Annotated in this window: 13 protein-coding genes; 5 read left to right on the top strand and 8 right to left on the bottom strand. The window is 68.2% G+C overall.

Features of this window, described 5'->3' with window-relative positions; translation table 11 throughout:
• Positions 1-196: 196 nt before the first annotated feature.
• Positions 197-1594, bottom strand: coding sequence for an MFS transporter (locus tag ACFFGN_RS09390; protein WP_380045370.1), 1398 nt, complete (start codon positions 1592-1594; stop codon positions 197-199).
• Positions 1595-1687: 93 nt separating this feature from the next.
• On the opposite strand from ACFFGN_RS09390, the gene ACFFGN_RS09385 reads away from it, so the two are divergent.
• Positions 1688-2140, top strand: coding sequence for a winged helix-turn-helix transcriptional regulator (locus ACFFGN_RS09385; RefSeq protein ID WP_380045367.1), 453 nt, complete (start codon positions 1688-1690; stop codon positions 2138-2140).
• Between the two features lie 48 nt (positions 2141-2188).
• Complete coding sequence (locus tag ACFFGN_RS09380; protein ID WP_380045364.1) at positions 2189-2965, top strand: GNAT family N-acetyltransferase; 777 nt, start codon at positions 2189-2191, stop codon at positions 2963-2965.
• 347 nt (positions 2966-3312) lie between these two features.
• On the opposite strand, the gene ACFFGN_RS09375 is transcribed toward ACFFGN_RS09380, so the two are convergent.
• The 5 genes from ACFFGN_RS09375 to ACFFGN_RS09355 all read right to left on the bottom strand — a co-directional run bounded on the left by ACFFGN_RS09375 (position 3313) and on the right by ACFFGN_RS09355 (position 9794).
• Complete coding sequence (locus ACFFGN_RS09375; protein WP_380045361.1) at positions 3313-3540, bottom strand: hypothetical protein; 228 nt, start codon at positions 3538-3540, stop codon at positions 3313-3315.
• A 203-nt stretch (positions 3541-3743) separates the two neighbouring features.
• The gene (locus ACFFGN_RS09370) at positions 3744-6203 is read right to left on the bottom strand and encodes a Tex family protein (RefSeq protein ID WP_380045358.1); all 2460 of its coding nucleotides are present in this window, start codon (positions 6201-6203) and stop codon (positions 3744-3746) included.
• Positions 6204-6521: 318 nt separating this feature from the next.
• Complete coding sequence (locus ACFFGN_RS09365; protein ID WP_380045355.1) at positions 6522-8006, bottom strand: DHA2 family efflux MFS transporter permease subunit; 1485 nt, start codon at positions 8004-8006, stop codon at positions 6522-6524.
• 111 nt (positions 8007-8117) lie between these two features.
• Entirely contained in the window at positions 8118-9200 is a 1083-nt protein-coding gene (locus ACFFGN_RS09360) for a methyltransferase domain-containing protein (RefSeq protein ID WP_380045352.1), read from the bottom strand.
• 288 nt (positions 9201-9488) lie between these two features.
• Positions 9489-9794, bottom strand: a complete 306-nt coding sequence (locus ACFFGN_RS09355) for a recombinase family protein (RefSeq protein ID WP_380045349.1) — start codon at positions 9792-9794, stop codon at positions 9489-9491.
• Positions 9795-10117: 323 nt separating this feature from the next.
• Between ACFFGN_RS09355 and ACFFGN_RS09350 the strand changes: the two genes are divergently transcribed.
• Both ACFFGN_RS09350 and ACFFGN_RS09345 read left to right on the top strand, forming a co-directional pair.
• The gene (locus ACFFGN_RS09350; RefSeq protein WP_380045346.1) at positions 10118-10750 is read left to right on the top strand and encodes an MBL fold metallo-hydrolase; all 633 of its coding nucleotides are present in this window, start codon (positions 10118-10120) and stop codon (positions 10748-10750) included.
• 4 nt (positions 10751-10754) lie between these two features.
• The gene (locus tag ACFFGN_RS09345) at positions 10755-13568 is read left to right on the top strand and encodes an ATP-binding protein (RefSeq protein ID WP_380045343.1); all 2814 of its coding nucleotides are present in this window, start codon (positions 10755-10757) and stop codon (positions 13566-13568) included.
• An 82-nt stretch (positions 13569-13650) separates the two neighbouring features.
• On the opposite strand, the gene ACFFGN_RS09340 is transcribed toward ACFFGN_RS09345, so the two are convergent.
• A complete protein-coding gene (locus tag ACFFGN_RS09340) occupies positions 13651-14574 on the bottom strand; it encodes a hypothetical protein (RefSeq protein ID WP_380045341.1) in 924 nt (307 codons plus the stop codon).
• A 57-nt stretch (positions 14575-14631) separates the two neighbouring features.
• Positions 14632-15549 carry a hypothetical protein gene (locus tag ACFFGN_RS09335; protein ID WP_380045338.1) on the bottom strand — a complete coding sequence of 306 codons (918 nt, stop codon included), beginning with the start codon at positions 15547-15549 and terminating at the stop codon, positions 14632-14634.
• 882 nt (positions 15550-16431) lie between these two features.
• Between ACFFGN_RS09335 and ACFFGN_RS09330 the strand changes: the two genes are divergently transcribed.
• On the top strand, positions 16432-17262 hold the full coding sequence (locus tag ACFFGN_RS09330; protein WP_380045335.1) for a nitroreductase/quinone reductase family protein: 831 nt from the start codon (positions 16432-16434) through the stop codon (positions 17260-17262).
• Positions 17263-17462: the final 200 nt, after the last annotated feature.

The following is a 17462-nucleotide window of genomic DNA, read 5'->3' as shown; positions in this document are numbered from 1 at the left end:
GGTGGTCTCGTCCCTGTCCGGGCTGTTGACTTCCGGTCCGGCGAAGTTCTGTTCTCCGGCCTTTTCGGTGCGGTCGAAAGGTGCCGTTCGAACCGATTGCCCGACCGCTGAATAACAGCGCTGTAACTTTCCGGAGTGCGATAACGAAGGGCCCGCCCATCCGCATCTGGATGGGCGGGCCGGCTGAAGTTCCTGACTAGACCGCTGTAGTCACCGGCACGGGCGCCTGCTGCTTGGTCCGCAGGCCCGGAAGGCTGATGGCGATGCCCAGGATTCCGCCGATCAGCGGTACGAACAAAGCCGTACGCAGGCCGTCCTCCGCGGCCGCGATGACGGCGGCGACCACGGCCAGGCCGAGGGCCGAGCCGAACTGGAACGACGTGGTCAGTACGCCGCTCGCGAGGCCTTGCTCTTCTTCGGCCACGCCGTCGGTGGCGGCGATCGTCAATGGGCCATAGCCGAACGCAAACGCCAAGCTGAGCAGGAGAAACGCCGGCAGCATCGCCGCGTAGGTCCAGTCCGCGCTGAGCGGCAGGAACAACGCGTACGCCGCCACCGCCAGGACGAACGCCGCCACGATCACCCGCGAGTTGCCGAACTTGCGAACCAGTACGGGCGTGAGCGTCGGCGCCAGAATCGCGTCCAGGCCGATCACCATCAGAGCGAGCCCGGTTTCGAGCTCGGACCAGTGCCGGACTTCCTGGAGGTAGAGCACCGCGATGAACTGGAAGCCGACAAACGAACCCACCAGCAGCATCGCGCCCAGGTTCGCCCGGATCAGCGCGCTCGATCGCAGTAGTCCGAGACGGATCAAGGGATCGGCCGAGCGCCGTTCGATCACGACGAAGGCGGTGAGCAGCAGCACGCTGGCTACACCGGTGACGACGGAACGGGCGAGGGGCACGTCCGGAGCCAGGACAACCGTGTAGACCAGCAACAGCATCGAACCAGTCAGCGTGATCGAACCCGGCAGGTCGAATCCGCTCGCGGTTCGCTCTGGTCGCGCTTCGCGTGGAATCAGCCGGATCGCGAAGACCAGCAGGACTCCCGCCAGGAGAACCGGCGCGAAGAACACCCAACGCCAGTCGATCGCCGCGAGCAGACCACCTGTCACCATGCCGAGCGAGAAACCACCCGCGGCCGTACCGGCGTACACCAGCAAAGCCCGGTTGCGCAGCGGACCTTCCGGGAAGGTGGTGGTGATGATCGACAGACCGGCCGGCGTCATGAACGCCGCCGCCACGCCGGTCATGAAGCGGGCCACGATCAGCATCCAGCCCTCGGTGGCGAAACCGCCCAGACCGGAGAAGAGCAGGAACACAACGAGCCAGCCGACGAACATCCGGCGCCGGCCGAGCAGGTCCGCGGCGCGACCACCGAGCAGGACAAAGCCGCCGTACGACAAGACGTACGCGCTGACCACCCACTGCAGCTCGCTGGTGGTCATGCCAAGTTCGGCCCGGATGGACGGCAGCGCGACACCCATCATCGAAACGTCGATGCCCTCCAGGAAGATCGCGCCGCAAAGAACGAACAGCAACGCCCACGCCCGGCCGGTCATCCGGTCGGTGGCGCTGGCGAGTGGGGTAGGCACGGAAAGGCTCCTCGGTTCTCGAAACAGAGGTCGGTTACCTCTTGTAACTGAACCCATCGTGCGGAACCATCAGGATTTATGGAAGAAGGCACTTTGAAGGAACCGAGTTCCTCCTGCTACACCGAGGAGGCGTTCCAGTGGGACACTCGCGAGGACTGCGAGGTCCGCCAGATCCTCGACCGGATCGGCGACAAGTGGTCGTTGCTGGTGATCGCGCTGCTCGACAACCACAAACTGCGATTCACCGAACTCAAGCGCACCATCGACGGCATCAGCCAGCGAATGCTGACCGTCACCTTGCGCCAGCTCGAACGCGATGGCCTGGTCCGGCGCACCGTGCACCCGGTCGTACCGCCGCGGGTCGACTACGAACTCACCCCGCTCGGCGTCACCCTGCACGCCACCATCCAGTCCCTCGTCACCTGGACCGAAACCCACCAACGCGAGATCGCCGAAGCCCGAGCCGCCTATGACGCTGCCGAGGCCCTCACAGCCTCATCCGCGAAGGAGTCCCCACGCCCCCTCACGGCGCTCGGGCGGGGTTAGCCGTTACTGCGAGGCTTATCGCGACCAGGCGGGGGTTAGGTTTGGGGGATGGAACTCGCCGTGCGGATCGCGTCCGCTCAGCTGCAAGGACGAATCCGCTCGCGCCGTCAGATCGTCGCCGGGCCGCTGGTGGGACTGCTGCACGATGAGGACGTCTGGTTCCTCTCGGGCGCGGTGGCCGCCGAACCCGGCGTCGCGTTCGACCCGGAGGAAGTCCCCTGGGCGCTGGAGACCGTTCGGAAGGCCTTCGCGGCCGAAGGCCGTTGGCTGCACGCGGAGCTGATCGAAGAGGCCAACCCAGGTCTAGCCGACGCGCTCGCGTCCGAAGGCATGACGATCGTGTCGCGCCCTCCGCTCCTCACGGTCGAGCCGGACGGCCTGCGCGTACCGGAGCTTCCAGCCTCGGTCACCGCCTCGGTAGTGCTGTCGGAGGCGGAACAGGCCGAGGCCGATCGCGTAGCCGTCGCGTCGTACGACGATGAGGACGTGGCCTCGCCGTTCAAGGCAGATCCGGCCGAGGGCGGTAGCGTCCTGATCCGGTGGGACGGCGTACCGGTCGCGACGGCCCTCTGGACCGCCGTGGCGGACGGGGTTACCGAGATCGCCGGCGTCGGCACGCTGCCGGAATACCGTCGCCGCGGTCTAGGCGCTCTCGCAACGGCCTACGCCACTCAAACCGCCTTCAAATCCGCCGGCGCCACCCTCGCCTGGCTGACCCCCGGCGACGACGGCGCCGACCGCGTCTACCGCACCATCGGCTACACGCCCACCGCCACCGCCGTACACCTAGGCGACCCCGGCGGCCACCTAGCCTCCCTCCGCTGACAGCGACAAGGTACGGGTCTCCACGGTGATGAAGTACGGCCAGCCGTGGCGAGGGGTGCGGACCGCCGTGGCCCGGATTCGCGAGTCCTGGCAGGAGGAACGGGTTCCTAGCAGGGGTATCCGCGTCTGAGCAGCCGTTATTACCCCTGCTCGGACGCGATTACGGGTGCTCGGTTCCCACGAGGTGTCCCCAGTGCAACGGGCGCGGGGTCGCTACGACGCGCGCGGCGTCGGGTGGTGCGTCACCCCAAAGGTGTACGGCGGCGGCGTGAGGCGGCCTCCAACTGTGGCGAGGCCTGGCCGGGTACCGAGCGGAAGGGCCGAGCGGAAGGGCCGAGCGAGAGGGCTTAGCGGCGGGCGTTGCGGTTGCGGGGGTGGTTGCGGGCGACTCGTTCGTTGCCGTGTTTGTAGGCGCCGGTCCAGCGGGCCATCACCATTTGCGGGTCGTCGTCGACCTCTTCAAGGAACTCCGCCGCCCGGCCTCCGCGCAACGTGGTGGCGGGCTTGCCGTGGTGGGTGATCCGGATGACGCCGTCGGACTGCACGGTGTAGTCGAATCCATGGGGAGCGGGCATCGCCGTATTCCACCAGCGCTGCCACCACCGGGCAACCCGATTACCCGGCCAGCACTGAAAACGGCGATCGGCCCGGCCCCCTCAACGTGGAAACCGGGCCGATCGCCGTACAAAACCTCAGCCTGGTGCCGCCAATCGATGGCGCCAGTCAGCCGACAACAACCCCGACTCCCCGACGACCAGTCGTCCAACGGCGGGAGGCCTTAACGCACGGTGAAGCCTGCGCGGCGGAAGGCGTCTGCGAGCGAGCCTTCGTCCATCGGCTGCTTCGGGTCGGCACCCTTGCCCTGACCGCCCGCGCCACCGCGTCCACCGGAACCACCCGGCCGACCGGAACCGCCCGAGCCGCCACGGCCCGGACCGCCGGAACCGCCGCGCCCTTGACCGCCAGGCCCGCGACCCTGACCGCCTTGACCACCCGGACCGCCTTGGCCCCCTTGGGCGGAGCCGCCCCGGGGACCACGAGCCGGGGCTGCGCCGGGCTCGTCGTCGAGGCGCAGGGTGAGGGAGATGCGCTTGCGTTCGGTGTCGACCTCGAGCACCTTCACCTTGACGATGTCGCCGGGCTTGACCACCTCGCGCGGGTCCTTGACGAAGTTCTTCGACAGGGCCGAAACGTGGGCCAGACCGTCCTGGTGCACGCCGATGTCGATGAAGGCACCAAAGGCTGCGACGTTGGTGACCTGGCCTTCCAGCCGCATACCGGGCTTGAGGTCCGCGATCTTGTCGACGCCCTCCGCGAAGGTGGCGGTCTTGAACGCGGGCCGCGGGTCACGCCCGGGCTTCTCTAGCTCGCTCAGGATGTCCGTCACCGTGGGCAGACCGAACTTGTCGTCCACGAAGTCGGTCGGCTTCAGCGACTTCAGCGCGGACGAGTTGCCGATCAGGGTCTTCAGCTCCTGCCCGGTCGCGGCCAGGATGCGCCGCACGACGGGATAGGCCTCCGGGTGCACGCTGGAGGAGTCGAGTGGGTCGTCGCCGCCGGGAATCCGGAGGAAGCCGGCCGCCTGCTCGAAGGCCTTCGGCCCAAGGCGCGGGACCTCCTTGAGCGCGGAACGCGAACGGAAGGGCCCGTTCTGATCGCGGTGGCTGACGATGTTCTCCGCGAGACCGGTGGTGATACCGGAAACGCGGGTGAGCAGCGGCGCCGAGGCGGTGTTGACGTCCACGCCGACGGCGTTCACACAGTCTTCGACGACGGCGTCCAGCGAACGCGACAGCGACGACTCGGACAGATCGTGCTGGTACTGCCCGACGCCGATGGACTTCGGGTCGATCTTCACCAGTTCGGCCAGTGGGTCCTGCAGGCGGCGGGCGATCGAGACCGCGCCGCGCAGCGAAACGTCCATGCCGGGCAGCTCGGCGGACGCGAAGGCCGACGCCGAGTAGACCGAAGCGCCCGCCTCGGACACGACCACCTTGGTGAGCTTGAGCTCCGGGTGCTTCGCGATCAGCTCCGCGGCCAGCTTGTCGGTCTCCCGCGACGCCGTTCCGTTGCCGATGGCGATCAGTTCGACGTTGTGCGCGGCGGCCAGCTGGGCCAGCTGCGCGATCGACTTGTCCCACTGGTTCTGCGGCACGTGCGGGTAGATGACGCCGGTCGCGGTGACCTTGCCGGTGGCGTCGACGACGGCCACCTTGACGCCCGTACGAAAACCGGGGTCGAGTCCCATCGTCGCGCGTGTCCCGGCGGGGGCGGCCAGCAGCAGGTCGCGCAGGTTGGACGCGAACACGCGCACAGCCTCGTCCTCAGCGACCTGGCGCAACCGCATCCGCAGGTCGATGCCGAGGTGGACCAGGATCTTCGTGCGCCAGGCCCAGCGAACCGTGTCGATCAGCCACGCGTCGGCCGGGCGGCCGTTGTTCTCAACGCCGACCTTGCGGGCGATGGTCGCCTCATACTCACTGGGGCCTTCGACCGGCTCGGCGTCGGCCGGAGCCGGCTCGATCGTCAGCGAGAGCACGTCCTCCTTCTCGCCGCGGAACAGCGCGAGGATCCGGTGCGACGGCATCTTCGTGAACGGCTCGTCGAACTCGAAGTAGTCCGAGAACTTCGCGCCCTCGACCTCCTTGCCCTCGCGCACCGCCGAGGCCAGCCGGCCTTGGCTCCACAGGCGCTCGCGCAGCTCACCGATCAGGTCCGCGTCTTCGGCGAAGCGCTCGACCAGGATCGACCGCGCGCCGTCCAGCGCGGCCTGCGCGTCCACGACGCCCAGCTCGGGATTGACGAACACGGCCGCGGCGGCCTGCGGGTCGACAGTCGGGTCCGACATCAGGCCGTCGGCGAGCGGCTCCAGCCCGGCCTCGCGGGCGATCATCGCCTTGGTCCGGCGCTTCGGCTTGAACGGGAGGTAGATGTCCTCCAGTCGCGACTTGGTATCGGCCGCGAGGATCGACGCCTTCAGCGCGTCGTCGAGCTTGCCCTGGCTCTCGATCGACTCGAGCACCGTCTGGCGGCGCTCCTCCAGCTCACGCAGGTAGCGCAGCCGCTCCTCGATGGTGCGCAGTTGCGCGTCGTCGAGCATGCCGGTGATCTCTTTGCGGTACCGCGCGATGAACGGCACGGTGGATCCCTCGTCGAGCAGGGCGACCGCCGCGCGGATCTGATTCTCCCCGACCTCTAGCTCTTCGGCGATCTTCTGCTCGATCGACTGCAAAACCACTGTTTCGGTTCCCCTCTTCGGTGCCACCACGAATGCCTCCGTGCATTCTGCCGTTCACCACCGACAACACGAAGTCGCCCCCGCCGCCCTGTGGAAAACCACCGCCGCCACTACGCCGTACGCGCCTCTCCGGCGGCAACTTTGTGACTCCACGACGGTCTCCGCAGCGGGAGGGGTCAGGCATCGTCCCCGGTCGGCCACAACCTGAGCAGCGCCATCCCCGTCACCATCACCGCGGCCTGAAGGAACTTCGACAACAAGAAGCTCTCGGCGCCGGGGGAGCAAGCCCTGGCGCCGAGAGCGAGAAGAAGCGTTAGGTCAGGCCGCTTCGAGGCTTACCTCGGAAGACGCGGCCTCAGCCTCGTCGGACGGGCGCTCCGGCCGCATCACCGTGAGGGCGATGACGATGGCGGCGGCGACGATGACCGCCGCGATGCCGAAGGCGAACTGGTAGCCGCCGGTCAGGGCCGCCTCGACGGAACGACCCGTGCCTTCCAGACCGGCGCTCTGCGTGGCCGCCAGCGTCGCGAGTACGGCGAGACCCAGCGCGGCGCCGACCTCGGCCGTCGTACCGATCAGGCCGGAGGCAAGACCCGCGTCCTCTTCGGTGGCCCCCGACATCGCGAGTGTCATCACGGCAGGGAAGCACACGCCGCCACCGAGGCCTAGCAGGATCATCACCGGCAGCACGTGTACGACGTACGTGCCGTCGACCGGCGCCTGCGTGAAGTAGGCCAGGCCGAGCACGATCAGCGCCAGTCCGGCGATCAGCGAGCGGCGGGCGCCGTACCGCATCACGAGCTTCTCCGAGTACCGCACCGACAGCAGGCCCATCATGATCGTGGTCGGCAGGAAGGCCAGGCCGATCTCCAGGGCGTCGTACCCGAGGACGCGCTGCAGGTAGAGCGAGCCGAGGAAGAAGATGCCGAACATGCCCGAGCTGGACAGGGCCTGGATCAGGTTGGATCCGGTCAGATTGCGCGAACGGAAGATCCGCAGCGGTACCAACGGGCTGGCCGCGGTCGCCTCGCGGGCGATGAATCCGGCCAGCAGCACCAGCGTGATCACACCGAGCACGAGCGTTTCACCGGCGGTCCAGCCGAGTTCGGCGGCGGGCTTCACGATCGTGTAGACACCGACCATCAGAGCCGCGGTGATCAGCACCGCGCCGGGCAGATCCGCGCCGCGCTGCCAGCCGATGCCGCTGTCCTTGTCGATCAGCTTGATCGCGAGTGCGCCGGTGATCAGCCCGATCGGCAGATTGATGAAGAAGATCCAGTGCCAGTTGATCGCCTGGGTCAGCACGCCACCGGCCAGCAGGCCGATCGAGCCACCCGCCGAGGCCACGAACGCGTAGATACCGATGGCCTTCGCCTGCTCACGCGGTTCGGGGAAGAGCGTCACGATCATGCCGAGAATGACCGCGGACGTGAGCGCACCGCCGACGCCCTGCAGGAATCGGGCCGCGACGAGCACTTCCTGGGTCTGGGCCAGCCCGCACAGCAGCGAGGCGACGGTGAAAACGGCGAGACCCGCGACGAAGATCGTGCGCCGGCCGAGCAGGTCACCGAGGCGTCCGGCCAGCAGGAGCAGACCGCCGAAGGGGATCAGATAGCCGTTCACCACCCAGGCCAGGCTGGAGCTGCTGAAGCCCAGGTCGTCCTGGATCGCGGGCAGCGCCACGTTCACCACGGTGACGTCGAGCACGATCATCAGCATGCCCGCGCAGAGAACGTAGAGCGCGAGCCATCGGGAGCGGTTCGCTGTCCGCTGACTTGTGCTGGTGCTCAATGCGTCGTTCACAGCTTCTCCTCGACACCGTGACCAGGGCGTCTCCCGGGTCTCTACAGATAAGTCGGATGAGAAGTCGCGATTTAGACATCGGGTCCAAAATTTTTTTTTGGATTCGGCCGCTTACTGCCCGGTAGAGCCCGCCGGCGGTACGGCGAGAGGCCAGCTCGGCCCGTCGGGATCATCCAGCCACAGCCGCTGGCCATCGGCGTCAACGGTCAGGCCGAAACGGTCGCGCTCAGGTTTGCCGTGCTCGAGCTGGATCTGCCGGATCTCCTCCAGCCGGGACCACAGCCGGGTCGGACCGGCCTCCAGCACCTCGTCGCCGCGCACCTCGGCGATCGAGCCGTCGACCGACCAGATCCGCGCGGCCGTCGGTTTACCGTGCGCGTCGAGGGTGTCCACGTCGTACTGGTAGACGAATCGCGGCATCAGCAGGCTGGTCAGGAAGCGCAGGCTGTTCCCGGTGAGCACGCTCGCCCGTACGTCGGTGGGCCGGGGCATGCCGGTCGGCAGGTCGGGCCGGACCAGGTTCTGCGCGACCTCGACACCGCGCAACGGCATGAAATACGCGGGCGTACGCAGGAACCGGCCGTCCGCCTGGATCGCCGTACCGTCGCCGTGGTTCTCCAGGCGGATCACGCCCGCGCCGAGCGGTGCCACCACCAGGCCGCCCGGCGTGAGCTGCTCGAGCCAGGCGGTTGGCACGTACTCCAGGCCTACCGTGGCGATGATCCGCTGGTACGGCGCACGGCCCTCGTACCCCTCCAGGCCGTTGCCGGTAGCAACCAAGGGCTGGTAGCCGACATCCGCGAGGCGGGACCGGGCCAGGCTGGTGATATCGGGGTCGACGTCGATCGTCACCACCCGGTACTCCCCGAGCCGGTGGCACAGCAGCGCGGCGTTGTAGCCGGTGCCGGTTCCGATCTCCAGGACTCGCTCGTTGCCCTCCAGCCGTAAGGCCTCCAGCATGATCGCCATCAGGCTCGGCTGGCTGCTCGACGACACCACGATGCCCTCGGCCAACTGGGTGGCCAGGGCCTCGTCGGTATAAACCTCGGCGAGCCAGGTCGTCACCTGTTCCGGCTGGTGCCGGCTGACCGGATTCTGCTGCTTGTCGTAGAACAGCGGAACGAACTCGTGCCGCGGTACCTCCTCGAACGCCCGCCGCCAGGCCGGATCCGCCAGATCACCACGGGTCACCATGGCAGCCACCAGCCGGCGACGATGTTCCGCCGCCCGCCGAGCCACCTCGTCCCCGCTAATCCGAACCGCCTCCTGCCATTGCCGCAAGCGTCACCGGATGCCTTGTCGGTTCACTTCCGAGTGTGGCGGAACCTGACACGTAAACCATGCAACCCGCCCACTTTTCTCGCCCACCGGCACTCTTTCCCCGCCCAACGGTCGTTCCCCGTCAACCCCCTGGTACCCGGCCCGCGCCATCCCACCTCCCCGAAACCCCGCCACACCGCCCATTCCAGTCCGCACGGGCGCTCAGGCGGTTTGGGTGATGAGGATTCGGGCGTGGGTGTAGTGCTCCAGGTGGGTTTTGAGGGGGGAGCCGTGGCCGCCCAGGTGGGCGAGGCTGGGGACGAGGACCAGGCGGATGCCGCGGCGTTGCAGGGCCTCGATCAGGGCGTGGTACGCCTCGGGCTGACTCTCCGGGCGGTCGACGTAGACCCGGTCGAGCGTGAGGTCTTCCTTGACGGCGTACGCCGCGAGGTGTTCTTTGGCGGCGGTGATCTCGCCGCGGGTGGTGAGCGGGTTGGTACGGACATATCCGAGCGCGATGGGCTTCATCAGCAATTCCCCAGAAATCGGCAATCGACAAACCCAACCCTCGGCTCTGTACGGCCGTCCGGGGAGGCCATTTCGCCGGGCAACCCGGGGCATTCCGGGGCAGATCGCCCCTCCGCTGACGCACCCCTTTCACGAGCGGCCGCGTCCGCACCGATGAGGCGTCTTGGTGAGTCCACTGGACGTTCTCGCGGCCGGAAAACGTCCAGTGGGCTCACCAAGCTAGGCTTTCCGCCCCCGCGTCGAGGTGGCGAGAAAGTGACGGGGCGTCTCGTGGCCGGGAAGGAATCTCCCGCTCGGCTCTGCGGGTGTATATGATTCGCGGCGTGCGGCACCTTGGGGAGGGAATTCAGCAGCTCGTGGGCGTTCCGCCGCACCTTTTTAATGCTTATCTGGTCGACGGCGTGCTCGTGGACGCCTGTACGCCGGCCGCGTCGCGCCGCCTGCTGCGGCAGTTGAAGGGCGCCGAGGTCAACGCTCATCTCGTCACCCACGCACACCCGGACCACTTCGGCTCGAGTCACGCCGTCTGCGAAGCGCTGGACCTTCCGCTATGGGCCGGCGCCGGTGACGTCGAGGCGATCGAGACGGCGACACCCGTGACCGGCCCGGGCCGGATTCCCGCGCTGATGTCGAAGATGAAGATGCCGCCACCGCATCCGGTCGCCCGGGCGCTTCGCGAGGGTGACGAGGTCGGCAGTTTCACCGTGCTCGACGTACCGGGTCACTCACCCGGGCACATCGCGTTGTGGCGCGAGAAGGACCGGACCCTGATCTGCGGCGACGTGTTCTACCGGCTGCCGAAGGTCAGCGGGCCATGGGCGATCACCACCGCGGACATGGAACGCAACCGCGAGTCCATGCGCCGGCTGGCCGCGCTCCGCCCGCGGCTGGTGCTCTTCGGGCACGGCCGGCCGCTGCGCGATGACCCCGACCGGCTCACCCGTGCCGCAGGATGAGCCCGTGGACACGACCCTGGAACGCCCGGACGAGCTGAATCGCATCGCCGCCGCGCTCGACGCGGCGGCGGCCGGCAACGGGCAGGTCGTGGTCATCGAGGGGCAGGCCGGTATCGGCAAGACCCACCTCGTGCGCGAGACCCGGGCGATGGCGAAGCAGCGCGGGTTCGTCCGGATGCAGGCCGTCGGCGACGAGCTGGAGAGCGCGATGGCCTGGGGCGTCGTACGCCAGATGGTCGAGCGGTCCATCTCGCGCTACTCCGGCGCCACTCGCGAGGCGATCATCGCCGGGCCGACCGGTCGCGCGCTGGAGGCACTGGCGAACGCCCGTCCCGACGCCGGGGACGCCGAGGTCGCCCGGACGTTGCACGCCTTGTGGTGGGTGGCGGTGGATCTCGCCTCGCCGCGGCCGTTGCTGGTCACGGTGGACGACGCGCAGTGGTCGGACCTGCCGTCACAGCGCTTCCTCTCGTACTTGTCGCGCCGCGTGAGTGATCTCCCGATCGCCCTGGTGGTCGCGACCCGGCCGCCGCCGGACCGGTTCGGCCCGCTCGCGGAGCTGACGGTGTCGCGTCACGTCGAGCGGTTGTTGCCGCGTCCGCTGACGCGCCGGGCCGTGGCCGAGATGAGCACTTTGCGTGGCACGAAACCTGCCGCGAAGGTGGTCGACGCCGTGCACGCCGCGAGTGGCGGAAACCCCTTCCTGGCCGAGGCTTTGTACGACGAACTGATCGCCATGGACCGGCCGGTGGACGATCCGGAAACCGCGAAGGCCGTCACCGGTCTCGGCCCGAGTACGGTCTCGCGCGCCATGCTCGGGCGGCTCACCCCGGACGCGTTGCGCCTGGCCGGGGCGGTCGCCGTACTGGGCACGCGTACGGATCCCTGGCTCGCCGGGAACGTCGCCGGGCTCGAGGCTGAACAACTCGGCGCGGCGGTCGAAGCCCTTGTCGCGGCGAACGTCGTCGAGGCGGATTCGGGCCAACTGAACTTCCTGCATCCGGTGATTCACGAGGCGATGCTGTCCACGCTCGGCGCCTTCGAGTGTGCCGCGCTGCACGGCAAAGCCGCCGTCGCCCTGTACGCCGAACGCGCGCAGGCCGACCGGATCGCGGCTCATCTCGCGCTCGCCCCGAACGGCGTATTGCCCGAGGCCGCGACCGTCTTCCAGGAGGCGGCGACCAGGTCGTTGGCGGCGGGGGATACCGCTACGGCCTCGAAATACCTGGCCCGTGCGCTTGAGGCCGATCCCGAAAACGCTTCCCTGCAACGCGATCTGGGCCTCACGCTGATGCGCGCGGGTGATGCGCGAGCCGCCCGGGAGCACTTCCGCGCCGCAGCCGAGGCCACGGACGACGTACAGCAGCGAGCCGAACTTCTCGGCGCGGTGGCCTCCGCGACGGCGGCGGTGGACGGCGCACTGACGGCGATCGCGGAATTGCAGGGCTGGCTCGACGGGTGGCCGGGTGATCCGTACGACCCGGCGCGGCTGACCTTGGAAGCACGGCTTGGCGTGACCCGGTCGTTCCTGCCCGGCGAACGGCGGATCGCCTCGGTGCACCTGCATCGCTTCAAGGATCTGCCCGGCAATACGCCGCACGCGAGGACCTTGCTCGCGCTGCTCGCGCAGTCCGGGCGGTACGAGGTGAGTCCGCATCTGGAGGTCGCGAACACCGCCGAGCGCGCATTGCGGCATGGCGCGCTGTTCAAGGATTCCGCGGGTAGCGCCGACACGCTGGTGAGCTGGCTGCTCGCGATGATGTCGCTGATCGCGGCCGACGGTATCGATCTGGCCCGCGAGGAGATCGCGCAGGCGCAGGCCTGGGTTCGCCGCCACGGTTCGCCGATCGAGTTCGCGATGGTTGCCAACGTCAACGATTTCCTGGCCTGGCGATGCGGTGATCTGACCGCGGTCGAGGCCGACTCGGACGGTGTACTGGCCGCGGTCGCGCCGGAGGAACTCACGCCGCAGGTGGTCGCCTTGCGGGCCACCGCCGTGCACTTCGGGGTGTACGCCGCACTGGAGCGAGGGGATCTCGCCGGCGCGGCGGCGTTGCTGAACAGCTTCGACGAGCAATGCGCCGGTGCGCCGCCGGTGATCGCGATGTTGTGGTTGCACGAGGCAAGGGCCCGGTTGGCGCTGGACCAGGACGATCCGGATCTCGCGCTGATGCACGCGTACCGGCTGCGTGACGAGATGGCCGCGGCCCAGATGGACGCACCCGCCGTACCGTGGCGAGCGCCGGCCGCGTTGGCGCTGCTGCGCTTCGGCGACGAGACGACGGCCCGCGCGCTGGCCGCCGATCACCTGGCGCTCGCACAGCAGTGGGGTGGTTCCGCCGATCTCGGTACGGCGCTGCGGCTCGTGGCGAAGGTGGGCGAGAGCGGCAGCCGGATCGACACCCTGACCGAGGCGATCGCCATGCTCGAGCGGTCCCCGTCCCAGCTCGAACTCGCGAAGGCTCTGGTCGATCTCGGCGAGGCCTACCGCGTTGCGAACCGCCGTACGGAAGCGCGGGAGCCGTTGCTGCGTGGCGGCGAACTAGCGGCCAAGTGTGGTTCGCCGGTACAGCGTCAGCGGGCTGCCGAGGCTCTGGAGGCGTTGGGGGACAGGCCGCGCACGCTCACCTCGTCGGGCCAGGACTCGCTCACGGCGAGTGAACGCCGGGTAGCGGGGCTGGCACTCAGTGGGCGTACCAACCGGGATATCGCGCAGGAGCTGTTCGTATCGCCCAAGACGGTGGAGAACCACCTAGGCCGGATCTACGTGAAACTCGGCATTACCGGGCGGCGGGAGCTGGCCCGGGCTATGACCTGAGCAACCGGTTCGTGTACGTGACCGAGGGGCGGCCCGTTGTGGGCCGCCCCTCGATCTCCCTCCCCCCGGAGTTCTGTCTGGCTCAGCCGACCGGCGGGGCCGCGGCGAACCAGTTGAAGCCCTCCACGAACTGCGTGGTGGTGCCGACGTAGTTGTCGCCGGTCAGCTTCCAGTAGGTGCGCTGGACGACGTACGGCTCGCCTTCCTCGGGGACGACCTTCACGTTCACCAGCTGGCGGGTCAGCTTCACGGTCTCGTAGCGGTAGTCCGACTGGGTGTCGAGGTAGCCGTCGGTCTTGTGGTCCGCGGCGCGGCCCGGGTCGGCCAGCGTCAGCTCGACCACTCCGGTGCCGAGATCACCCTTGGCCGAGACGACCGTGGTGATGTGACCACCATCCCGGGTGTAGGTGCGGTCGCCGTTGGCGTTGTATCGGCCGTACCAGATCTGCACCGGAGCATGGGCCGTCTTCTTCGCGATCTCCAGCCCGAACTCCGGGTTGTCGTGGGAGTTGATCTGGCCGCGATCCACGAACCAGCCGTTGGCCTTCGCCGTTTCGGTCGCCGCGTCGAAGGCGGCCCGGTTCTCCCCAGCGCTCGAACCGGTCGGGTTGGCGCCCATGCCGGCCTTCGAGCCGAGCCAGCCGATCCACGCGGTCACCATCGGGTAGTGCGCCGGCGTCTTCGGGTTGTACTCGGTCAGGTTCTGCCCGTTCGGCAGGATCCGGGCCGGCAGGCCCTTCCTCTCGCCGAGGTAGTAGAGCACGTTGTACAGGCTGGCCGGGCCGCAGTGGGTGCTGCCGTTCTTGGCCAGGTTGGTGCGGAACTGGTCGACGTCGGTGACACCGCACAGCCGGACCTCGAAGTGCGAGCCGATGGTGTCGCGGACCTCGGCACAGGCCGGTCCAATCGGCAGATCGGCGTGGGCGACGGTCGGGGCCAAGGTGGCGGCGGCGAATCCGGAGATGACGAGCGTGGTGACGGCTGATCGGAAGACGGTGCGGTTCATGACTGGTACCCCCAAGGTAAGTGGTTTGCTTTTGCTTGCGTTTGGTTTGGTGCGGGCTCAGCCGACGGGCGGAGCTGCTTCGAAGTAGTTGAAGGCCTCGACGTAGGCCAGGCTCGGACCCGGGTACTCCGGGCCGATCAGCCGCCAGTAGGTGCGGATGACGTTGTACGGCTCGCCCTGCTCGGGCACGACCTTGACGCGGATCGACGTCCGGTAGAGCGTGACCTTCTCTTCGCGCACCGACGACTGGCTGTCGAGGTATCCGGCCGTCTTGTGGTCGTCGGACCGGGCCGGGTCGTGCAGCGTCAGTTCGACCTTGCCGGAGCCGACGTCACCCTTGGCCGCGACGACGGTGACAGCGTGTCCACCGGTCCGCGTGTGGGTGAGGTCGCTCGAGTCGTAGCTGTAGCGCCCGTACCAAAGCTGGACGGGAGCGTGCTTGAGCCGCTTGGCGAGCTCGAGGCCGAACTCCGGCGTGTTGTTGGTACCGACCCCCGCACTGTTGACCGTCCATCCGGCCTCCTTCGCGCCGACCGTCGCTGCGGCGAAGGCCTCGCGGTTCTCGGCGGCGCTGGAACCACCGCCGTTCGGGCCCATGCCCGCCTTGTAGCCGAGCCAGCCGATCCAGGCCGTCGCCGCGTCGTAGTCCGCCGGCTTGGCCGGGTCGTACTCGTCCATGCGCTGGCCGTTCGGCGTGACCCGGGCTGGCAGGCCCCGGTGCTCGGCGAGGTAGTACATGGCGTTGTAGAGGCTGGACGGGCCGCAGTGGCTGTTGCCGCTCGCCGCGAGGTGGGTACGGAACTGGTCGACGTCGGTGACGTCGCAAAGCTTCACGTTGAACTGCGTGCCGACCGTGTCCCGAACCTCCGAGCAGGGCGTGCCCAGCGGCAGATTCGTGGTGGCGGCTTGGGCCGGTACGGCGATGCCGCCGGCCGCGATTCCCAGTGCCAACGCGAGGCCTGTGTAGCGCTTCATATCCCTGAACCCCCAGAGTGTGCGTCGGGCCTTTCCGTCCGGCCCGTCTCGATGCCTCAACTCTGGCTGGGGTGGCACCCCCACGGCATGAGGGTCAACCCCTCATTCCCAGCCCTGGGGGTGGGTGGGGGTGCCTAGGGGAAGGCTCCGACGGAGTCCGACCGGCGGTCGGGCACCACGGACGGACGACGGCGATCGTGCGCCCTACTCGCGAGTCGTCACCTGTAGCTTCCCGCGAGTGGACGCGTATGCACGCCGCGAGTGATGCACTGCTTTGGCGTGCGGCCTGTTCCGGGCTGAAAATGTGGGTGGGTGGCCGTGGACTCGGTGTTGCTGTGGTTCGTTTGGGCTGTCTTGGGAGTGGTTGTGTCGGTGTTCGGTGGGGTTGCCGGGTTGTGGTGCGGCTGCCCGGTTGCAGCCGGGTAGCCGGTACAAAACTCGGTAGCGGGCTCGCGGGAAGCCGGTAGCCGCGCTGGAACTCGGTAGCCAGGCCCAGCGGACGCCGCGCGGCGGGGGTGGTGGCCGAAGGCTTTTCCGCGAGTGGACGCGTATGCACGCGTCCACTCGCGGGACGTGGGGCGTATCGGTGCGGCAGGTCGTACGGCGTATGACCCCACCCTGTTCGTTGATGCCGGAGGTGTGTTGCGCGGGTGGCTTTTCGGGTTTAGGGTTCTTGTTATGACTGCCGGGTCGGCCTTTGGCCATCAGCGAATTGGTTACCCGGCGACGGCTTGATCGCCCGGTGGGCTCGCGGCCCACCCATTCTTCTCTTTCTTTCTCTTTCTTCCTTTGCGTGCGCTGATTCCTCAACGCAGCAAGGCCTCCCGCTCATTGTTGAGGCGGGTGATTCGTCATGCCCTTTTCCCGAACAGAAAGCAGAGAATGCCACTAGATTTCAACGCGCAGGTCATTGAGGAATTCCGGGCGAACAACGGCCGCGTCGGCGGCTATTTCGAAGGCGCCCGCCTCATCCTGCTCACCACCACCGGCGCCCAGACCGGCGTACGGCACACCACGCCGCTGGGTTTCCTGCCCGATGGTGGCGAACGCATCATCGTGATCGGCTCGGCCGGCGGCTCCCCGAAACACCCCGCCTGGTACTATAACGTGCTGGCCAATCCCGTCGTGACGGTCGAAGACGGCGTCTTCACGTACGAGGCCGAGGCCGTCGTACTGCAAGGCGCCGACCGCGACGAGGCCTTCGCCCGCGCCGTCGAGGCCGATCCGGCCTGGGCCGAGTACGAGACCAAGGCCGCGCGCACCCTGCCGGTCGTCGCGCTCACCGAGGTGGCGAGCGGCCCGCCCAACGCCTCGTCGTTCGCCGAGGCCCTCCGACTGATCCACAACGCCTTCCGCCGGGAGATCGGCCTGATCCGCAAGGAGGTGGCCGAGTCCGGTCCGGGACTGGGCGCGCAGCTGCGGATCAACTGCCTGACCCTGTGCAAGGGCCTCCACAACCACCACACCGGCGAAGACCTCGGCATGTTCCCGGCGCTGGCCAACCAGTACCCGGAACTGGCTCCCACCATCGAACGCCTCTCGGCCGAGCACGACCAGATCGCCGTACTCATCGAAGACCTGCAAACGGTCATCTCCACCCCCACCGCCGACCTGGCCGCCGTACGCGCCGAAGTCAACCGCCTGGCCGACGCCCTGGAAGCCCACCTCAGCTACGAAGAATCCCAACTAATCCCTCTCCTCCAACCCGCCTAGTGTCCTGAGTCTGAAGCACGAACTTCCGACTCAGGGCACTAGCAGTGCTCATGTGAAACCAGCGAGCACGGCTCCGCAACCGCCGCGCGGCATCCTCGGCATGGGGGTGGCTGGCCATCGACGAGGTGGGTTACCACCTCGGATTCCCAGGTGGTAACCCACCTTCCGAATGGCCAGCCACTCCAGAGGCACTACTAATC

Source organism: Kribbella deserti (genome assembly GCF_042434725.1).
GTDB lineage: Bacteria > Actinomycetota > Actinomycetes > Propionibacteriales > Kribbellaceae > Kribbella > Kribbella deserti.
Note: the sequence above shows the minus strand (reverse complement) of the source record. Positions and strands in the feature narration are given on the sequence as shown.